This is a genomic window from Roseovarius tibetensis (assembly GCF_050896375.1).
Taxonomy (GTDB): domain Bacteria; phylum Pseudomonadota; class Alphaproteobacteria; order Rhodobacterales; family Rhodobacteraceae; genus Roseovarius; species Roseovarius tibetensis.
Genome location: NZ_JBPBBB010000021.1, coordinates 17,397 through 33,648 on the forward strand (window position 1 = coordinate 17,397; position 16,252 = coordinate 33,648).

Annotated in this window: 15 protein-coding genes; 9 read left to right on the forward strand and 6 right to left on the reverse strand. The window is 65.7% G+C overall.

Features of this window, described 5'->3' with window-relative positions:
• Positions 1–91 precede the first annotated feature (91 nt).
• The 6 genes from ACROSR_RS13500 (at position 92) to ACROSR_RS13525 (ending at position 5,102) form a co-directional block, all read left to right on the forward strand.
• Positions 92–784 carry an SURF1 family protein gene (locus tag ACROSR_RS13500; protein ID WP_432685907.1) on the forward strand — a complete coding sequence of 231 codons (693 nt, stop codon included), beginning with the start codon at positions 92–94 and terminating at the stop codon, positions 782–784.
• Positions 781–2,169 (forward strand): threonine synthase, encoded by a 1,389-nt coding sequence (gene thrC, locus ACROSR_RS13505; protein WP_432685909.1) that lies wholly within the window; start codon positions 781–783, stop codon positions 2,167–2,169. Before ACROSR_RS13500 ends, thrC begins: the two co-directional genes overlap by 4 nt.
• Positions 2,166–3,428 carry a M16 family metallopeptidase gene (locus ACROSR_RS13510; protein WP_432685911.1) on the forward strand — a complete coding sequence of 421 codons (1,263 nt, stop codon included), beginning with the start codon at positions 2,166–2,168 and terminating at the stop codon, positions 3,426–3,428. The genes thrC and ACROSR_RS13510 overlap by 4 nt, the downstream gene beginning before the upstream one ends.
• Positions 3,428–4,015, forward strand: a complete 588-nt coding sequence (locus tag ACROSR_RS13515; protein WP_432685913.1) for a GNAT family N-acetyltransferase — start codon at positions 3,428–3,430, stop codon at positions 4,013–4,015. The genes ACROSR_RS13510 and ACROSR_RS13515 overlap by 1 nt, the downstream gene beginning before the upstream one ends.
• A 149-nt stretch (positions 4,016–4,164) precedes the next feature.
• Positions 4,165–4,290 (forward strand): hypothetical protein, encoded by a 126-nt coding sequence (locus ACROSR_RS13520; RefSeq protein ID WP_432685915.1) that lies wholly within the window; start codon positions 4,165–4,167, stop codon positions 4,288–4,290.
• The gene (locus ACROSR_RS13525) at positions 4,287–5,102 is read left to right on the forward strand and encodes an MBL fold metallo-hydrolase (RefSeq protein WP_432685917.1); all 816 of its coding nucleotides are present in this window, start codon (positions 4,287–4,289) and stop codon (positions 5,100–5,102) included. The genes ACROSR_RS13520 and ACROSR_RS13525 overlap by 4 nt, the downstream gene beginning before the upstream one ends.
• Before the next feature lie 85 nt (positions 5,103–5,187).
• Here the strand turns inward: ACROSR_RS13525 and ACROSR_RS13530 are convergent, their stop codons facing one another.
• A complete protein-coding gene (locus tag ACROSR_RS13530; RefSeq protein WP_432685919.1) occupies positions 5,188–6,705 on the reverse strand; it encodes a malonate--CoA ligase in 1,518 nt (505 codons plus the stop codon).
• 162 nt (positions 6,706–6,867) lie between these two features.
• On the opposite strand from ACROSR_RS13530, the gene ACROSR_RS13535 reads away from it, so the two are divergent.
• Positions 6,868–7,512, forward strand: a complete 645-nt coding sequence (locus tag ACROSR_RS13535) for a pseudouridine synthase (protein WP_432685921.1) — start codon at positions 6,868–6,870, stop codon at positions 7,510–7,512.
• Positions 7,513–7,528: 16 nt separating this feature from the next.
• Here ACROSR_RS13535 and ACROSR_RS13540 read toward each other — a convergent pair whose 3' ends face one another.
• From ACROSR_RS13540 to ACROSR_RS13555, 4 genes are read right to left on the reverse strand one after another with little or no spacing between them, the layout of a single operon-like run.
• On the reverse strand, positions 7,529–8,569 hold the full coding sequence (locus ACROSR_RS13540; protein ID WP_432685923.1) for a serine/threonine protein kinase: 1,041 nt from the start codon (positions 8,567–8,569) through the stop codon (positions 7,529–7,531).
• Positions 8,569–9,423, reverse strand: a complete 855-nt coding sequence (locus tag ACROSR_RS13545; RefSeq protein ID WP_432685925.1) for an alpha-1,2-fucosyltransferase — start codon at positions 9,421–9,423, stop codon at positions 8,569–8,571. The genes ACROSR_RS13540 and ACROSR_RS13545 overlap by 1 nt, the downstream gene beginning before the upstream one ends.
• Entirely contained in the window at positions 9,420–10,175 is a 756-nt protein-coding gene (locus ACROSR_RS13550; RefSeq protein WP_432685927.1) for a glycosyltransferase family 25 protein, read from the reverse strand. The genes ACROSR_RS13545 and ACROSR_RS13550 overlap by 4 nt, the downstream gene beginning before the upstream one ends.
• 4 nt (positions 10,176–10,179) lie before the next feature.
• On the reverse strand, positions 10,180–11,622 hold the full coding sequence (locus tag ACROSR_RS13555; RefSeq protein ID WP_432685929.1) for an aldehyde dehydrogenase family protein: 1,443 nt from the start codon (positions 11,620–11,622) through the stop codon (positions 10,180–10,182).
• 188 nt (positions 11,623–11,810) lie between these two features.
• On the opposite strand from ACROSR_RS13555, the gene ACROSR_RS13560 reads away from it, so the two are divergent.
• Both ACROSR_RS13560 and ACROSR_RS13565 read left to right on the forward strand, forming a co-directional pair.
• On the forward strand, positions 11,811–12,725 hold the full coding sequence (locus tag ACROSR_RS13560; RefSeq protein WP_432685931.1) for a sulfite exporter TauE/SafE family protein: 915 nt from the start codon (positions 11,811–11,813) through the stop codon (positions 12,723–12,725).
• On the forward strand, positions 12,725–13,489 hold the full coding sequence (locus ACROSR_RS13565; RefSeq protein WP_432685933.1) for a TIGR02186 family protein: 765 nt from the start codon (positions 12,725–12,727) through the stop codon (positions 13,487–13,489). The genes ACROSR_RS13560 and ACROSR_RS13565 overlap by 1 nt, the downstream gene beginning before the upstream one ends.
• A 12-nt stretch (positions 13,490–13,501) precedes the next feature.
• On the opposite strand, the gene ACROSR_RS13570 is transcribed toward ACROSR_RS13565, so the two are convergent.
• Entirely contained in the window at positions 13,502–16,063 is a 2,562-nt protein-coding gene (locus ACROSR_RS13570; protein ID WP_432685934.1) for a GcvT family protein, read from the reverse strand.
• Between the last annotated feature and the right edge of the window lie 189 nt (positions 16,064–16,252).

The window sequence follows — 16,252 nt, forward strand, 5'->3', positions numbered from 1 at the left end:
GATCATCGACGCGCCTGGCGCGGGTATTTGAACCAGGACGGAATGTGCGGGGGATGGGTGCCCCCGCGCATTTTGCGTTTGAGAGTGAGAGATGCGAAAAAACCTGGGCGTGCCTCTTGTCTTCGGCCTCGTTGGTGTCGCCGTGCTTGTGTCACTGGGCAAATGGCAGCTGGACCGGCTGGCCTGGAAAGAGGGCGTGCTGGCGGATATCGAGGCGCGCATCAGCGCCGACCCCGTGCCCCTGCCCGAAGAGAAAGAGGTGGACCCCAAAGCGGACCGGTACCTGCCGGTGACGGTCTCGGGACGGATCGCACCGCAAAGCTTGCGCGTTCTGGTCAGCCAGAAGCGGATCGGCGCGGGCTATCGTCTTATCTCGGCGCTCGATACCGGCGCGCGACGGGTGATTGTGGATCGCGGGTTCATCCTGGTGGGCGAGGATATTCCCGACCCGCCCGCCACGCGGGTCACGGTCACCGGAAATCTGCACTGGCCCGATGACCGGCTGGAGTCGACGCCCGAGAACGACGTGGCGGACAACATGTGGTTCGCCCGTGATGTGGCGATGATGGCCGAGGTGCTGGACACCGAACCGCTGCTGGTGATCGCGCGTGAGGTGTCACCACCCGAACCGGATGTGGAACCCCTGCCGGTGGACACCAGCGGCATTCCGAACGATCACCTTGAATACGCGATCACATGGTTTTCGCTGGCCGCGATATGGGCCGCGATGACAGGATTTCTCATCTGGCGGCAGCGTCGCGCCGCGAAAGAGGCAGAGGCATGAAATACATCTCGACACGCGGTCAGGCGCCCGCGCTGAGTTTCGAAGAGGCAATGCTCACCGGGCTGGCCCGCGATGGCGGGCTTTACCTGCCCGAGCGCATCCCGCGGATGGAGCCTTCGGAAATCCGCGCACTGGAGGGTGTCCCTTACGAGGAGGCCGCGTTCCGTGTGATGCGTCCCTTCATCGGTGATGCCTTCACGGACACCCAGTTTGGCGACATCATCGGTCGCGCCTATGCGGGGTTCGGCCATGCCGCGCGCGCGCCCTTGACGCAGCTCGACAGCGGTCATTTCCTGCTGGAACTGTTCCACGGCCCGACCCTGGCGTTCAAGGATTTCGCCATGCAGCTTATCGGGCAGATGTTCGAGGCCTCGCTGAAACGTTCCGGCAAACGGGTCAGCATCGTCGGCGCGACCTCTGGCGATACCGGATCGGCCGCGATAGAGGCGTTTCGCGGTCTTGATGCGGTGGATGTTTTCATCCTCTACCCGCATGGCCGGGTCAGCGAGGTGCAGCGCCGGCAGATGACCACGCCGGTCGAGGCCAACGTGCATGCGCTTGCCATCGACGGGGATTTCGACGCAGCACAAGCGCGCGTCAAGGACATGTTCAACGACTTCGACTTTCGCGACGGCGTGCGGCTGGCGGGTGTGAATTCCATCAACTGGGCGCGGGTGCTGGCGCAGGTGGTCTATTACTTCACCTCCGCCGTCAGCCTTGGCGCGCCGGATCGGAAGGTGTCGTTCACGGTGCCGACCGGCAATTTCGGAGATATCTTCGCCGGCTACATCGCGCGTGCCATGGGCCTGCCCATCGACCGGCTGGTGGTGGCCACCAACCAGAACGACATCCTGCATCGCTGCCTTGCCACCGGCGACTACCGCCCCGACGGTGTGATCCCCTCGATCAGCCCGTCGATGGATATCCAGGTCAGCTCGAACTTCGAGCGCGCCCTGTTCTATGCCTACGCGCAGGACGGGCGCGCCGTCGCCCAAGTCATGGACGAGCTGAAGGAAGGTGGCACCTCGATCAGCCAGGGCGCGCTGGAAACCCTGCGCGAAGCGTTCCAGAGTGGGCGCTGCGACGAGGATGCGACCCGCGCCACTATCCGGGCGACGTGGGATCGCGCGGGCGAATTGTTGTGCCCGCATTCGGCCATCGGCGTGCATGTGGCGAATGCGCAGCGCCGCCCCGGCGTGCCGATGATCACGCTGGCCACGGCGCATCCGGCGAAATTCCCCGACGCGGTCGAAGAGGCGAGCGGCCTGCGTCCCCCCTTGCCCGAGCGCATGGCGGACCTGTATGACCGCGACGAGCGCGTCACGCGCATCGCCAACGACCTTGGCGCCATCGAAACCTTGATCAAGGAACGGATCCCGCATTGAGTTTCCAACTGACCACCCTGCCGAACGGCTTTCGCGTTGCCACCGAATACATGCCGGGGCTTGAATCGGCGGCCATCGGGGTCTGGGTGCTTGCCGGCGCGCGCCACGAGCGGGCCGAACAGAACGGCATCGCGCATTTCCTCGAACACATGGCCTTCAAGGGCACCAAGCGCCGCAGCGCCTTGCAGATCGCCGAGGCGATCGAGGATGTGGGCGGCTACATCAACGCGTATACCAGCCGCGAAACCACCGCCTATTACGCCCGTGTCCTCAAGAACGACGTGCCGCTGGCGCTGGACGTGGTGGCAGATATCCTGCGCAACCCGGTGTTCGACGCGCGCGAAATCGAGACCGAGCGCGGCGTCATCCTGCAGGAGATCGGGCAGGCCGCCGACACGCCCGACGACATCATCTTCGACTGGCTTCAGGAAGAGGCCTACCCCGATCACCCGCTGGGGCGCACCATCCTTGGCGCCGAGGCGCGGGTGCAGGGCTTTTCCCGTCCCGACCTCGAAGGCTTCGTCGATCAGTATTACCGCCCCGGCCAGATGGTGTTGTCGGCCGCTGGTGCCGTCGATCATGACGCGCTCGTGCGCATGGCCGAGGACATGTTCGGCGACATGATCCCCTCGGGCACGATCGAGCCTGCAACGGCGCGGTTCCGCGGCGGCGAGACGCGGCATGTCAAGGATCTGGAACAGGCGCATTTCGCGCTGGCCTTTGAATCGCCCGAATACGGCAGCCCGGATATCTACACCTCGCAGATCTACGCGCTGGCGCTTGGCGGGTCGATGTCCTCGCGCCTGTTTCAAGAGATCCGCGAACGGCGCGGGCTGTGCTACACCATCTTCGCGCAGGCCGGGGCGTATGCCGATACCGGCATGATGACGATCTATGCCGGCACGTCCGAGGATCAGATGGGCGATCTGGCGGGAATCACCATCGACGAGATGAAACGCGCCGCCGACGACATGTCCGAGACCGAGGTCGAGCGCGCGCGCGCGCAGATGAAGGCCGGGATGCTGATGGGGCTGGAAAGCCCCAGCAACCGGGCCGAGCGTCTGGCGCGGATGCTTCAGATCTGGGGCCGGGTGCCCGATCTGGCCGAGGTGGTCGCGCGGATCGATGCCGTGAGCCTTGCCGATGTTCGGCGACTGGCCGAAACGACCGTGACGCGCGCGCCATCGGCGCTGGCACTGTACGGGCCGGTGGATCGGTCGCCGACCCTGCAAAGCCTTGACGCGCGGCGCGCCGCCTGATGTTTCTGCGTCCCGGCCGGAAGCTCAGGATCGAGACCGAGCGTCTTACCCTGCGTCCGCCGGTTATGGGCGATTTTCTGGACTGGACCGGGCTGCGGTCCGACAGTGTCGATTTCCTCGCCCGGTGGGAGCCGGCCTGGGCCAGCGATCACCTGTCGCGCAAGGGATTTTCCAACCGCGTCTACTGGGCGCAACGCTCGATCTCGAGCGGCAGCGCGCTGCCGCTGTTCCTGATCCGTCGCGAGGACGAGGCGCTGATCGGGGCCATCACGCTGGATCATATCCGGCGCGGCCCGGCGCAGTCGGGCACCCTGGGTTACTGGATCGGCCAGCCTCATGCGCGGCAGGGCTACATGCGCGAGGCCATCGCGGGCGTTGTGCATTATGCCTATGACCGGCTGGACCTCAGCCGGATAGAGGCCGCGTGCCTGCCGGAAAACCACGCCTCGCGCGGGGTGCTGGAAAAATGCGGCTTCAAGTATGAAGGCGTCGCGCAAAGCTATTTGCAGATCAACGGACGCTGGCGGACCCATGTTCTCTATGCTGCGCTGCGTCCCGACCGGCGCGGCCGCACGGATGCCGGGTAGGGGCCGCCGCCGCTGCCCGGCCTTGGGGTGCGGCGAAACGGCGCGGTGACGCGCAAGATGCGCCTGCGGCCTCGATCGAAGGCATGTAGCCCCCGCGCAAGCTGCGCGTCTGAACGCCGACTGCACGTGAAATCAAGGGGTTGGGCCGCATGTGCCGGCAGCACCCGCACGCGCCGGGCGGGTTTGCCCGTCCGGCAGAAGGCGCGCCGCCGGACCGGATGGTCGCGCATGAAATCGTGCTATCCTCCATCAACCTGATGGAGGTCTGCCGATGATTCGACTTGTCCTGTTCATCCTGATGCTTGCCGCGCCCGCCCTTGGGCAGGATCGGCGGCCCAGCCATTGCATTGCACTGGCCGAGGCGGCGCCGGGGCTAGACTATCTTCACAAGGCCGGGTTTCGCGATCCGCTGCCCGAATACGCGGTGCGTATCCGGTATGTCGGGCATGCCGCGTTTCTCATTCAGGCGGGCGATCTGTCGGCGGTGACGGATTTCACCGGGTTTCTCGGCAATGTCGATTTCATCCCTGATGTGGTCACCATGAACCATGCCCATTCCACCCATTGGACCGCCAACCCCGATCCGGCCATCCCGCATGTGCTGCGGGGCTGGGGCGCGGAGTTCGGGCAGGGGATCGACCATCACGTCGATCTGGGCGACATGCTGGTGCGCAACGTGTCGACGGACATTCGCGCCGGCGACCGGGTCGAGCCGGAAGGCAATTCCATCTTCGTGTTCGAGGCCGAGGGCCTGTGCATCGCCCATCTGGGACATCTGCATCACGAGCCGTCGGACGATCAGTATGCGGCCCTTGGCCGGATGGACGTGGTGATGGCCCCGGTCGATGGCGGCTATACCATGTCGCTTGGCAACATGATGAACGTGCTTCGGCGGGTGCGCGCCAGCATCGTGATCCCGATGCACTGGTTCACCGACCGCACGCTGGAGCGGTTCCTTGCCGGCATGCAGGGCGATTTCGTGATAGATCGGCCCGGCACCAGCGAGATCGAGGTGTCGCTGCGCACCCTGCCTGACCGGCCCACGATCAAGGTGCTGCGCCCCTCTCGCCTGCGCGCGACCGAGTAGGGGCTGGCGGCCCCGCCGGTGGCGGGTGATGCCACCGCGAGCCGCATGTCGCGCCGGCCCTGCCGCACAGGTGACCGTGACGCCGTCATCCGCCGGAGAGCAGGTCGGCATACGTCTCGCGCAGCGTGTTCTTCTGCACCTTGCCCATCGTGTTGCGTGGCAAGGCATCAAGCACGACAAGCTTGCGCGGGTGCTTGAACCGCGCAAGGCGTGTGGCGGCGGTCGCGCCGATGGCGTCGAGATCGGGCGTCGTTCCGGCATGAGGCACGATGAAGCCCACCACCGCCTCGCCGAGATCGGCATGCGGCAGACCCACCACTGCGCTTTCAAGCACGCCGGGCTGATCGTCGAGCATCGATTCGATCTCTTTGGGGTAGACGTTGTACCCGCCGGTGATGATCAGATCCTTGGCGCGGCCGACGATCTGGACGTAGCCCTGATCGTCGATCAGTCCCAGGTCGCCGGTGATGAAGAAACCGGTGTCGCGCAGTTCCTCGGCGGTCTTTTCCGGCATGTTCCAATAGCCCTTGAACACGTTGGGCCCGCGTACCTCGATCATGCCGGTGTCGCCTTGCGGCAACTCGGCCCCGGTGTCCGGGTCGGTGATCGTCACCTCGATCCCCGGCAGGGGAAACCCCACCGTGCCGGCGCGGCGCGCGCCGTCATAGGGATTGGACGTGGTCATGTTGGTCTCGGTCATGCCGTAGCGTTCAAGGATGCGGTGTCCCGTGCGCTCTTCGAAGGCCTTGTGCGTCTCGGCCAGCAGCGGCGCAGAGCCGGACACGAAAAGGCGCATATGCGCGACCAGATCGCGGGTGAATCGTGGATCGTCCAGAAGCCGCGTGTAGAATGTCGGCACGCCCATCATCGCGGTCGCGTCCGGCAGCGCCGCGATCATCCGGTCGGTGTCGAACTTCGGCAGGAAGATCATCGCCCCGCCCGCCAGAAGCATCGTGTTGGTGGCCACGAACAGCCCGTGGGTGTGAAAGATCGGCAGCGCGTGCAACAGCACATCGTCGCCCGTGAAGCGCCAGTAATCGACCAGCACCTCGGCATTCGACAGCAGGTTCTCCTGCGTCAGCATCGCCCCTTTTGACCGTCCCGTTGTGCCCGAGGTGTAAAGAAACGCGGCCAGATCATCCGCGTCGCGCGGCGTGGTCTCGAACGTGTCGGGCTGGTCGCGCGCGGCCTCCGGCAAGCTGCCGGTGCCATCCGGGCCAAGCGTCATCAGGGTCGCGCCCGCGCCTTCGGCCACGGGGCGCAGGGCCTCGGCGCTGGCCGGATCGCATAGCAGGCATCTCGCCCCGCTATCGGTCACGAAATATGACAGCTCGTCTGCGGTATAGCCGGTGTTGAGCGGCAAGAAGACGATACCCGCCTGAACACAGGCGGCATAGACGGCAAGCGCCTCGGGCGATTTTGCGATCTGTGCCGCCAGCCTGTCACCGGGACGCAGCCCCGCCGCCCGAAAGGCGTGCGCATAGCGCGCAGCCAGTTTCAGAAAGCTGTCATACCCCAGAGATGTGCCATCCGCGAGGTGCAGAAACGGCCCCGTCCGGCCCGCATGGCGACCGAAAAGCGTGTCGTAAAGTGGATTTGCCATGGTTGATGTCCCTTCATGCGTGATCCGTGCGGCGCTGTGCGCGCGTTTGGGATGCCTTGTGCGGCATCCGGCGCGCGGCGTAAAGGCCATGCCCCCGCCCGTGCCGCGCCACCGGCAATTCGGGCTGTGGCCATGGCGCCCGCGGTGGTGTACCGCGCGGTCATGTCCGATTATGCCCCGCCCGCCGATCCGCTGGATGTCCTGCATGATGATCACGAGATCCTCGTCGTGTGCAAACCCGCCGGTCTGCTCAGCGTGCCGGGCAAGGGCGCGGATCTGGCCGACTGCCTGCTTGCGCGTGTGCAGGACGCCTTTCCGACCGCGCTTTTGGTGCACCGGTTGGATCGGGACACGTCGGGCGTGATGATCTTCGCATTGACCCCGCATGCGCAGCGCCATCTCGGCCTGCAATTCGAAAAGCGGCAGGCCCGCAAGAGTTATGTCGCGCGGGTCGCCGGGATGGTGACGCCAAAGACCGGAACGGTCGATCTGCCGCTGACGGTGGACTGGCCGAACCGCCCTCTGCAGAAGGTCTGCCACGAGACCGGACGCCCGGCGCTGACCGATTGGCGCGTGCTGCGCCAGGGTGACGACGAAAGCCGCGTACGGCTGATGCCGAAAACCGGGCGCAGCCATCAGCTTCGGGTGCACATGCTGGTGCAGGGCCATCCGATCCTGGGCGATCCGCTTTATGCGACGGGGGCGGCGCGCGATCACCCGCGCCTGATGCTGCACTCCGAAGAGCTTCGCGTCCGTCACCCGGATGGTGGCGCGGGGGTCAGGTTCCGGGCCAAGGCACCGTTCTGAAACCTGCCGGGGTATGCTAGCGCAGCACGCGATCGGTCAGGTTCTGCCGCGCGGCCACGATGGGCCGCAGCGCGTCCGCCAGCGCAGGCTCGCGTGTCATGATCTCTTGCAACTCGTCCAGCCGGTTGGCGGCGATCAGGCTGAGCGCATCCATGCGCGCGCTGCCGTCGGCGTGACGCGGCAGCCGAGCGACGGGCTGGATCAGGTCGGGCTTGGGATCGGGGGCCATCTTGCGCAGCGCGTCTGCGTCGTGCGACGTCTCGACGAAGGCGTACAGCCCAACACCCTGCGCCGGCAGCGCGTAGGTGCACAGCACCACGTCGTCCACGGCGTCATCGCGCAACAGTACCGCGCGCAGGTTCGGGCCGTCGCGTTCGACCCGATCTTCCGTGCCCTCGCCATCGGACCAGTTCATCAGTCGGCGGGTCACCAGGTTGTAGAGCCGCTTGCCCGTTGCCATCCAGATACGCGCGGGCAGGGCCTTGCGCGCCAGCATGCGGTGCTCGGCCGGGGTCAGCAGTTCTGGCGCAAAGGCGCGTTTCTGTTTCAGCAGGTGCCGCAGATCCTCGCGTGCCATGATCCGGTAAAGCCGCCCGCGTCGGCGGTGGGTCGAGGCAAGCTGAAAGTCGATCACCGCCGCGCGGCCGTCGGGCGTCATCAGCCAGTTTTGCGGCTTGGCGATGTCGTTATGCGTGACGCCCGCGCGGCGCATCTCGCGCAGCAGGCGCCGGGCGTCGGCGTACCAGTTCCGATCGGCGGGCCGGGCCAAGTGCAGGGGCGTGCCCTTGGTCCATGTGCGCAAAAGCCCGGTGCGATCCGACCGGATCAGCAGCGGACAGCCCTCGATGCCGCGCACCGCGCGCAGGCCGCGGCTTTCCTTGCGTGCCAGCCACCACGCGACGGGCCGTGCATAGCGCGGCACCGTGTCCAGCTTGCGCAGCACCACCGGCAGGTCGGGATGGCCCTCCAGCCGCCCCGAGATCGTCTCGGAGAAGATGTCGCGCTTGTGCACCGTTTCGGGAAGGAACCGCGCATCTGACAGGCCCGTGACATCCATCACAACTGCACCCACCCCTCGGGGATCAGGTCCGGGTTCGCCAGCTTGGCCTTGCCGAACCAGTGCCGGGGGGCCACCACGCGCTTGGCCGGATCGGGGTTGAGCCATGCCCCCCACCACGAGAAGGTGGAATTCGCGATGACGTGATGTGCGCAGCGCGACATCAGGTGCATGTCGAACGGGCCGCGTGTTTCGTCGTTGATATCCACAACGACCTGCTCTGCCCCAAGGGCGAGATTGTCGCGTGCCCATTCGGGATCGTTGGAAAACACGAAGCAGGTGAGGGGGCCGTCGAGGTCATTCGCGATACGGTCCACGGCATTGCGGTAATGCTGCGGTGTACAGGCCGCGAAACTGCCGGAGTCGAGGTAATCGCCGCGCCGGACATGCACCGACACCGCATGCGGGGTGGCGTCGATCCGCGCCGCCATGTCGGCATTGGCGGGGTCGAGCGCGCTGGTGAATGTCAGATCGTCGCGCAAGCGCTCGCGGATGCTTTTGAAGTACCTTTCGGACTGCCAGTACCCGTGCAGGTAGGTATTGGTAGGCAGGTCGAAGAAATCGGGGTTGAATGCCAGCGTCCGCTCCCGGTGAAACGCGGGATCGCGTCCGAACAGCCGCCACGCCCCGTACCGCAGGATGCCGTCGGATTTGGCGGGCGGCAGATCCGGCGCATGGACGTACCGCGCCTTTGCGAAATGACCAAGGCAATCCGCACGGGTGCCGCCGACATAGCGGGCATCAATATGCAGATCCACGCCGCGAAGATCCGCCAGCGCACGGCCGGCGGCATACTGGAATAGCTGGTTGCCCGCCCCGCCGAACAGCCGGGACACGATGCGCGCCCGTGTCATGTCAGACCACCGTTTCGTGGCGCGGTGCTTTGGGCCGAACAGCGCCGGACCCGCGCCCGGTAGAGGCCCCGTGCCACTTCGCGGTAAAGACGCTGTCCCAGCGTTTTCTTGCCGCTCTGGATGGTCGAGCCGTCAAGCTGATCAGAAATGGTTGCGATGCCCGCCGGATAGATCGCGGCCGGGCGCAGGCCGGTCTGCCAATGGCTTTGGACGAAGGTGTCGACCGGACGGTCGAAGACCTCCGACAGGGCCAGAAGATGCGCGGCCGCGGTGCGGGTCACAAGCTGGGCCGAGGCGCGCAACGACGAGACGACGGGCACGCGCAACGTGCTGTCGCCGTCGTGATCGATCACCGGGCCGGTGCGTTCGGGCGGGCGGTTCTGCAGCTGGATGTAATGAAATGTTGGGGCATGCCGCACCGCCAGCCGCACGGCCCCGGCATAGGGGCCGGGGTCGATGGCCACGTCGTCTTCGAAGATCAGCCCGTAGTCGAGATCGCGGCGCACGATTTCGGCCCAGATCTGGCGGTGGCTGAGAAAGCACCCGATCTCACCGGTCTTCAGGCCAAACGGGTAGGCGGGCGTGAAAAGCGTATCATTGGCGCAGGCGTCGAGATCGGCCGATGTCATGGCGCGACCATCGACGGCGGGCCAGATCTCGCCCTCTGTCCCGCAGCGGGCCAGCAGCGCATGCGCATTCTCGCGCCGCGCCGTGGCCCGCAAAAGGTGCAGCACGAAGGCGTGACCCGCCATGCGTTCAGGCGTCCGGTGTCCAGCCCGAGACGGCCTTGACCTCGAGGAAATCCTCGATGCCCCATTTTCCGCCTTCACGGCCGTAGCCCGACTGCTTCATGCCGCCAAACGGTGCGCCGGCGCCGCGCGACTGGCCGTTCATCTCGACCATGCCCGACCGCAGACCGCGCGCCAGCCGGTTGGCCCGCGCCGGATCGCCCGTCTGCACGTAGTTGGTCAGGCCGTAGGGCGTGTCGTTGGCGATCGCGAGGCCCTCGTCCTCGGTCTCGAACGGGATGATCGACAGGACCGGCCCGAAGATCTCTTCGCGCGCGATGGTCATGTCGTTGGTCACGTCGGCAAAGACGGTGGGGCGCACGTAGTAGCCCTTGTTGAAGCCTTCGGGCCGTCCGGTGCCGCCGGCGACAAGGCGCGCCCCCTCGTCGATTCCGGTCTGGATCAGGTCCTGGATCTTGTCGAACTGCGTCGCGTTGACCACGGGGCCGATATGGCGGCCATCCTCATGCGCCGGACCCACCTTGATCGAGGCGGCGATCTCGGCGGCCTCGTCGACGGCGCTGTCGTATTTCTCGCGCTGGACCAGCATTCGGGTCGGGGCGTTGCACGACTGGCCGCTATTGTTCATGCAGGCCATGACACCGCGTTTCACGGCCTTCTCGTCGGCATCCGCGAAGATCAGGTTGGCGCCCTTGCCGCCCAGCTCGAGGCTGACCCGCTTGAGCGTGTCGGCCGCGGATTTCGCGATCAGCGTGCCTGCGCGCGCCGAACCGGTGAAGCTGACCATGTCGATATCCGTGTGCGCCGAGATCTGGCTGCCCACGCCCGGCCCGTCGCCGTTGACGAGGTTGAACACGCCCTTGGGCAGCCCGGCCTCGTGCAGGATCTCGGCGAAGACCATGGCGTTGAGCGGCGACTCCTCGCTGGGTTTCAGCACCATGGTGCAGCCCGCGACCAGCGCCGCGATCACCTTCAGCGTGATCTGGTTCATCGGCCAGTTCCATGGCGTGATCATGCCGACCACACCCACCGGCTCGTGGATGATCCGGTCGTTCGGGGCGTGATCGCCCAGGGGTTCGTCGAACTGGAAGTCTCGTGCGGCCGCCAGGAAATTGGTGATGTGAAAGATTCCGGCCCCCACCTGGGACTGTCGTGACAGGTCGATGGGCGCGCCCATCTCGGTGCTGATCGCCTGTGCAAGATCCTCGCCACGGGTCTTGTAGACCTCCAGGATCTTCTCGACATACGCGATCCGCTCGTCCACGGGGGTCGCCATCCAGCCCGGAAAGGCGGCGCGCGCGGCGGCCACGGCGGCGTCGGTATCGGCCTGACCGCCCAGAGAAATGGTCGCGCACGGCTCTTCCGTGGACGGGTTGATGACCTGATGCGTACGGCCGTCACGGGGCGCGTTCCATGCGCCGTCGATGTAGAACTCGGTTTTTTCGATCATGTGCAGGGCCTCCTTGGCTTTCGCTCATATGTGGCAGCGGCGTGCCGGGGCTGCAAGGCTGGAAATGGCGGACATGCGCCGCCGCCGTTCGGAATGCTCACGCGAAACGCGGCATGGCAACAACATGTGATCCGCCCGGTGCCGCCCGCGATCTTGCATTGCGCGCGGACATGGGGCTAATCATACCCATGCAGATTTATCTTCCCATCGCCGAAGTGTCGGTCAACGCCTTCCTGCTGCTGGGGCTGGGGGGGCTGGTGGGTGTGCTGTCGGGCATGTTCGGCGTCGGCGGCGGGTTCCTGATGACGCCGCTTTTGTTCTTCATCGGCATTCCACCCGCCGTCGCCGTCGCCACCGAGGCCAACCAGATCGTCGCCTCGTCCTTTTCCGGGGTACTGGCGCATCTGCGGCGCAAGACGGTGGACCTGCGGATGGGGACGGTGCTGCTGATCGGGGGGCTGGTGGGCGCGGCCCTTGGTGTTGTGGTATTCAATTACCTCAAGGCGCAGGGCCAGGTCGATCTGCTGGTCAAACTGTGCTATGTCGTGTTTCTCGGCGTTGTCGGCGGCATGATGTTCAATGAAAGCCTGCGCGCCATCCGCAACACCCGGCGCGGAATACCGTCGCGCCGCCGCAAGCATGGCTGGGTGCATGGCCTGCCTTTCAAGATGCGGTTCCGGACCTCTGGACTTTACATCTCGGTGATTCCGCCGCTGCTGGTCGGGGTCAGCGTGGGCATCCTTGCGGCGATCATGGGCGTGGGTGGTGGCTTCATCATGGTGCCGGCGATGATCTACTTGCTGGGCATGCCGACCAAGGTGGTGGTCGGCACGTCGCTGTTCCAGATCATCTTCGTGACCGCCTTTACCACGATGCTGCACGCCACGACCAACTACACCGTCGATATCGCATTGGCCGTTCTGCTGCTGGTGGGCGGCGTGATCGGCGCGCAGTTCGGCACCACCATCGGCACGCGGATGAAGGCCGAGCAGTTGCGCATCCTGCTGGCCATCATGGTGCTGGCGGTCTGCGGCAAGCTGGCGCTCGACCTGCTGTTGCAACCGTCAGAGCTTTATTCCATCGGTACAGAAGGGGGGCACTGATGCGGTGGCGTCTTGCCCTGCTTCTGATGCTGGCCGCGGTTCCGCTCAAGGCCCAGGACGAAGCGGTGGTGCTGGGCCTGTCGCGCGACCAGGTGGCGATCACCGCGACGTTCGAGGGCTCTGACATCCTGATCTTCGGCGCGGTCAAGCGCGAGACGGCGATCCCGGAAACGCCGCTCGACGTGGTGATTACCGTGTCGGGGCCATCGCTGCCGGTGACGGTGCGGCGCAAGTCGCGCGAATTCGGCATCTGGGTCAATACGGCGATGGTCGATCTCGATGCCGCCCCAAGCTTTTACGCCGTGGCCACGACCGGCCCGCTGGATCAGGTGCTGTCGGACACCGAGGATCTGCGCCATCGCGTATCGATCCCGCGCGCGATCCGGTCCGTCGGGGCGGCGACGATGGCCGCGGATGCCGAGCGGTTCATCGAGGCCCTGATCCGCATCAAGCGCGAGCAGGACGCCTACCAGATGCGCGAGGGTGCGGTGGCCATCGATCAACAGACGCTGTTCCGCACCGCGATCAGCATGCCCGCGAACCTTACCGAAGGGGCCTACCAGACGCGCATCTTTCTGACCCGCGAGGGTCGGGTGGTGTCGCAATACGAGACCGTGATCGATGTGCGCAAGGTCGGGCTTGAACGTTGGCTGTACACGATGTCGCGCGAACAGCCGATGTTGTACGGGCTGATGTCGCTGGCCATCGCGATTGCCGCCGGCTGGGGTGCGTCCGCTATCTTCCAAGTGCTGCGGCGGGGCTGACGCCCCGCCGTGTCAGGCGGTCTCGTGTTGCGGTTGCCGCGCCGGCGCGGGGTCGGCCGCCCGCTGTTCGATATCCTTGCGAAGCGCCGCGTTCTTCGGGTCATAGGGGCTGTCGCAGGTCACGGTGGCGTCCCAGAGCCGGTCGAACATCCTGACCTGCAAGCGCGTGCCCTCGACCGCCTGATCGGGGGTGACGTAGCCCATGCCGATGGATTGCCCGAAGGCCACCGAATACCCGCCCGAGGTCAGACGCCCCACGCGGGTGCCGTCGGCGGTATAAAGCGCCTCGCGCCCCCACGGATCGGCATCGTCGGGCCCGTTGATCAGCAGCGTGCAGCATTTCATGCGAATGCCCGTTCCCTGCATCGCATCCTTGCCGCGGAAGTCCTTGCCCATATCGATGAACCGCGGCAGATCCGCCTCGAGCGGGGTGCCGTCGCGGCCCAGTTCGTGGCCGAAGGCGCGATAGCTCTTTTCCTGCCGCAGCCAGTTCTGCGCGCGTGCACCGACCAGCTTCATCCCGTGCGGCGCGCCTGCGGTTTCCAGCAGATCGAAGAGGTAGTTCTGCATCTCGATGGGGTGGTGCAGCTCCCATCCCAGCTCTCCGGTATAGGCGACGCGGATGGCGTTCACCGGGCACATGCCCAGCTCGATCCGCCGTGCCGACAGCCACGGGAACCGCTTGTTCGACAGCGCTGTTGCGGGGTCGGCATCGCGGATCACGGCGCTCAGGACGTCGCGCGATTTCGGCCCGGCGATGGCAAAGACCCCCCACTGGGTGGTCACGTCCTGGATCTCGATATAGCCCAGCTCGGGCGCCTTGTCCTCGGCGGCCTTGCGCAGGTAATCGCCGTCATACTCGGTCCAGCCGCCTGACGAGATCAGGTAGTACTCGTGCTCGGCCACGCGCTGGATCGTGTATTCGGTGCGCGTCGTGCCATGATCGGTGAGCGCGTAGGTCAGGTTGATGCGGCCCACCTTCGGCAACGTGTTGCATGTGAACCAGTCGAGAAACGCCGTGGCCCCCGGTCCCTTGACCATGTGCTTGGTAAAGGCGGTGGCGTCGATCAGGCCGACGCCGTTGCGGATCGCGTTCGCCTCGTCCACGGCGTATTGCCACCAGCCGCCGCGGCGGAAGCTGCGGGCGTCGTGGTCGAAGGTTTCGGGCGCATCCAGGGGTCCGTAATAATTGGGCCGCTCCCAGCCGTTGACCCAGCCGAACTGCGCGCCGCGCGCCTTCTGGCGGTCATAGGCGGGCGAGGTGCGCAGGGGCCGCGCCGCCGGGCGCTCCTCGTCGGGGTGGTGGAGGATGTAGACGTGATCATACGCCTCCTCGTTCTTGCGCGCGGCGAACTCGGTGGTCATCCAGTTCGACGAGAACCGCTTGGGATCGAGCGACGCCATGTCGATCTCGGCCTCGCCATCGACCATCATCTGCGCGAGGTAGTACCCGGTGCCGCCCGCCGCGGTGATGCCGAAGGAGAACCCCTCGGCCAGCCACATGTTGCGCAAGCCGGGGGCGGGACCGACCAGCGGGTTGCCGTCGGGCGTGTAGCAGATCGGGCCGTTATAGTCGTCCTTCAGTCCCGATTCCTCGCAGGACGGGATGCGGTGGATCATCGCCATGTACTGATCCTCGATCCGCTCCAGGTCGAGCGGGAAGAGATCGGCGCGGAAGCTGTCGGGCACGCCGTATTCGAAACAGGCGGGCGCGGCCTTCTCGTAGACGCCGAGGATCCAGCCGCCGCGCTCTTCGCGCACATAGCTTTGCTTGTCGGCATCGCGGATCACCGGATGCTCCTTGCCGCCCTTGGCGCGGTAGTCCACCAGCGCCGGGTCCTTGTCCATGACGATGAACTGATGCTCGACCGGCACGGCGGGGATCTTGATCCCCAGCTTGGCCGCGGTGGTCTGCGCGTGATTGCCGGACGCCGTCACCACGTGCTCGGCGGTGATGACGATCTGCTCGTCACTGGCGACGAGGTTGCCGCCCTTTTCCACCATCTTGGTGCAGGTCACCTCCCACGCGGTGCCTGTCCAGTGGAAGGCGTCGGCCTGCCACTTGCGCTCGATCGCGACACCGCGCTGGCGTGCACCCTTGGCCATGGCTTGCGTGACGTCGGCGGGGTTAATGTAGCCGTCGGTGTGGTGGTAGATCGCGCCCTTGAGATCCTCGGTGTTGATCAGCGGCCAGCTTTCCTTGATCTCGTCGGGGGTCATCCACGTGTAGTCCACGCCGCAGGTCTCGGCGGTGGAGGCGTAGAGCATGTATTCGTCCATGCGCTCTTGCGTCTGGGCCAGACGCAGGTTGCCTACCACCGCAAAGCCGGCATTGAGGCCGGTTTCGGCCTCCAGCGTCTTGTAGAAATCGACCGAGTATTTATGGATATGGCTGGTGGCGTAGGACATGTTGAACAGCGGCAGCAGCCCGGCGGCGTGCCACGTCGAGCCGGAGGTCAGCTCATCACGTTCCAGCAGCATCACGTCCGTCCAACCGGCGCGGGCCAGGTGATAGGCGATGGAGGTGCCGATCGCACCGCCGCCGATGACGAGGGCTTTGACTTCGGTTTTCATGGCGCGCGACTCCCTTGGGACACATCTTTGGCGCATGTTGACCAATCGTGTGAAATTCGTCGCAGCCCATCCGACATAACGCTGCCCGAAAGCGACGCACCCCCGAGCACGATCCGCGATAAAGGACCGGTGGATTTCCGTCGCCAGTCTTGATAGCACCCGCGCCGAAACAGTCGCGACGGGAACACA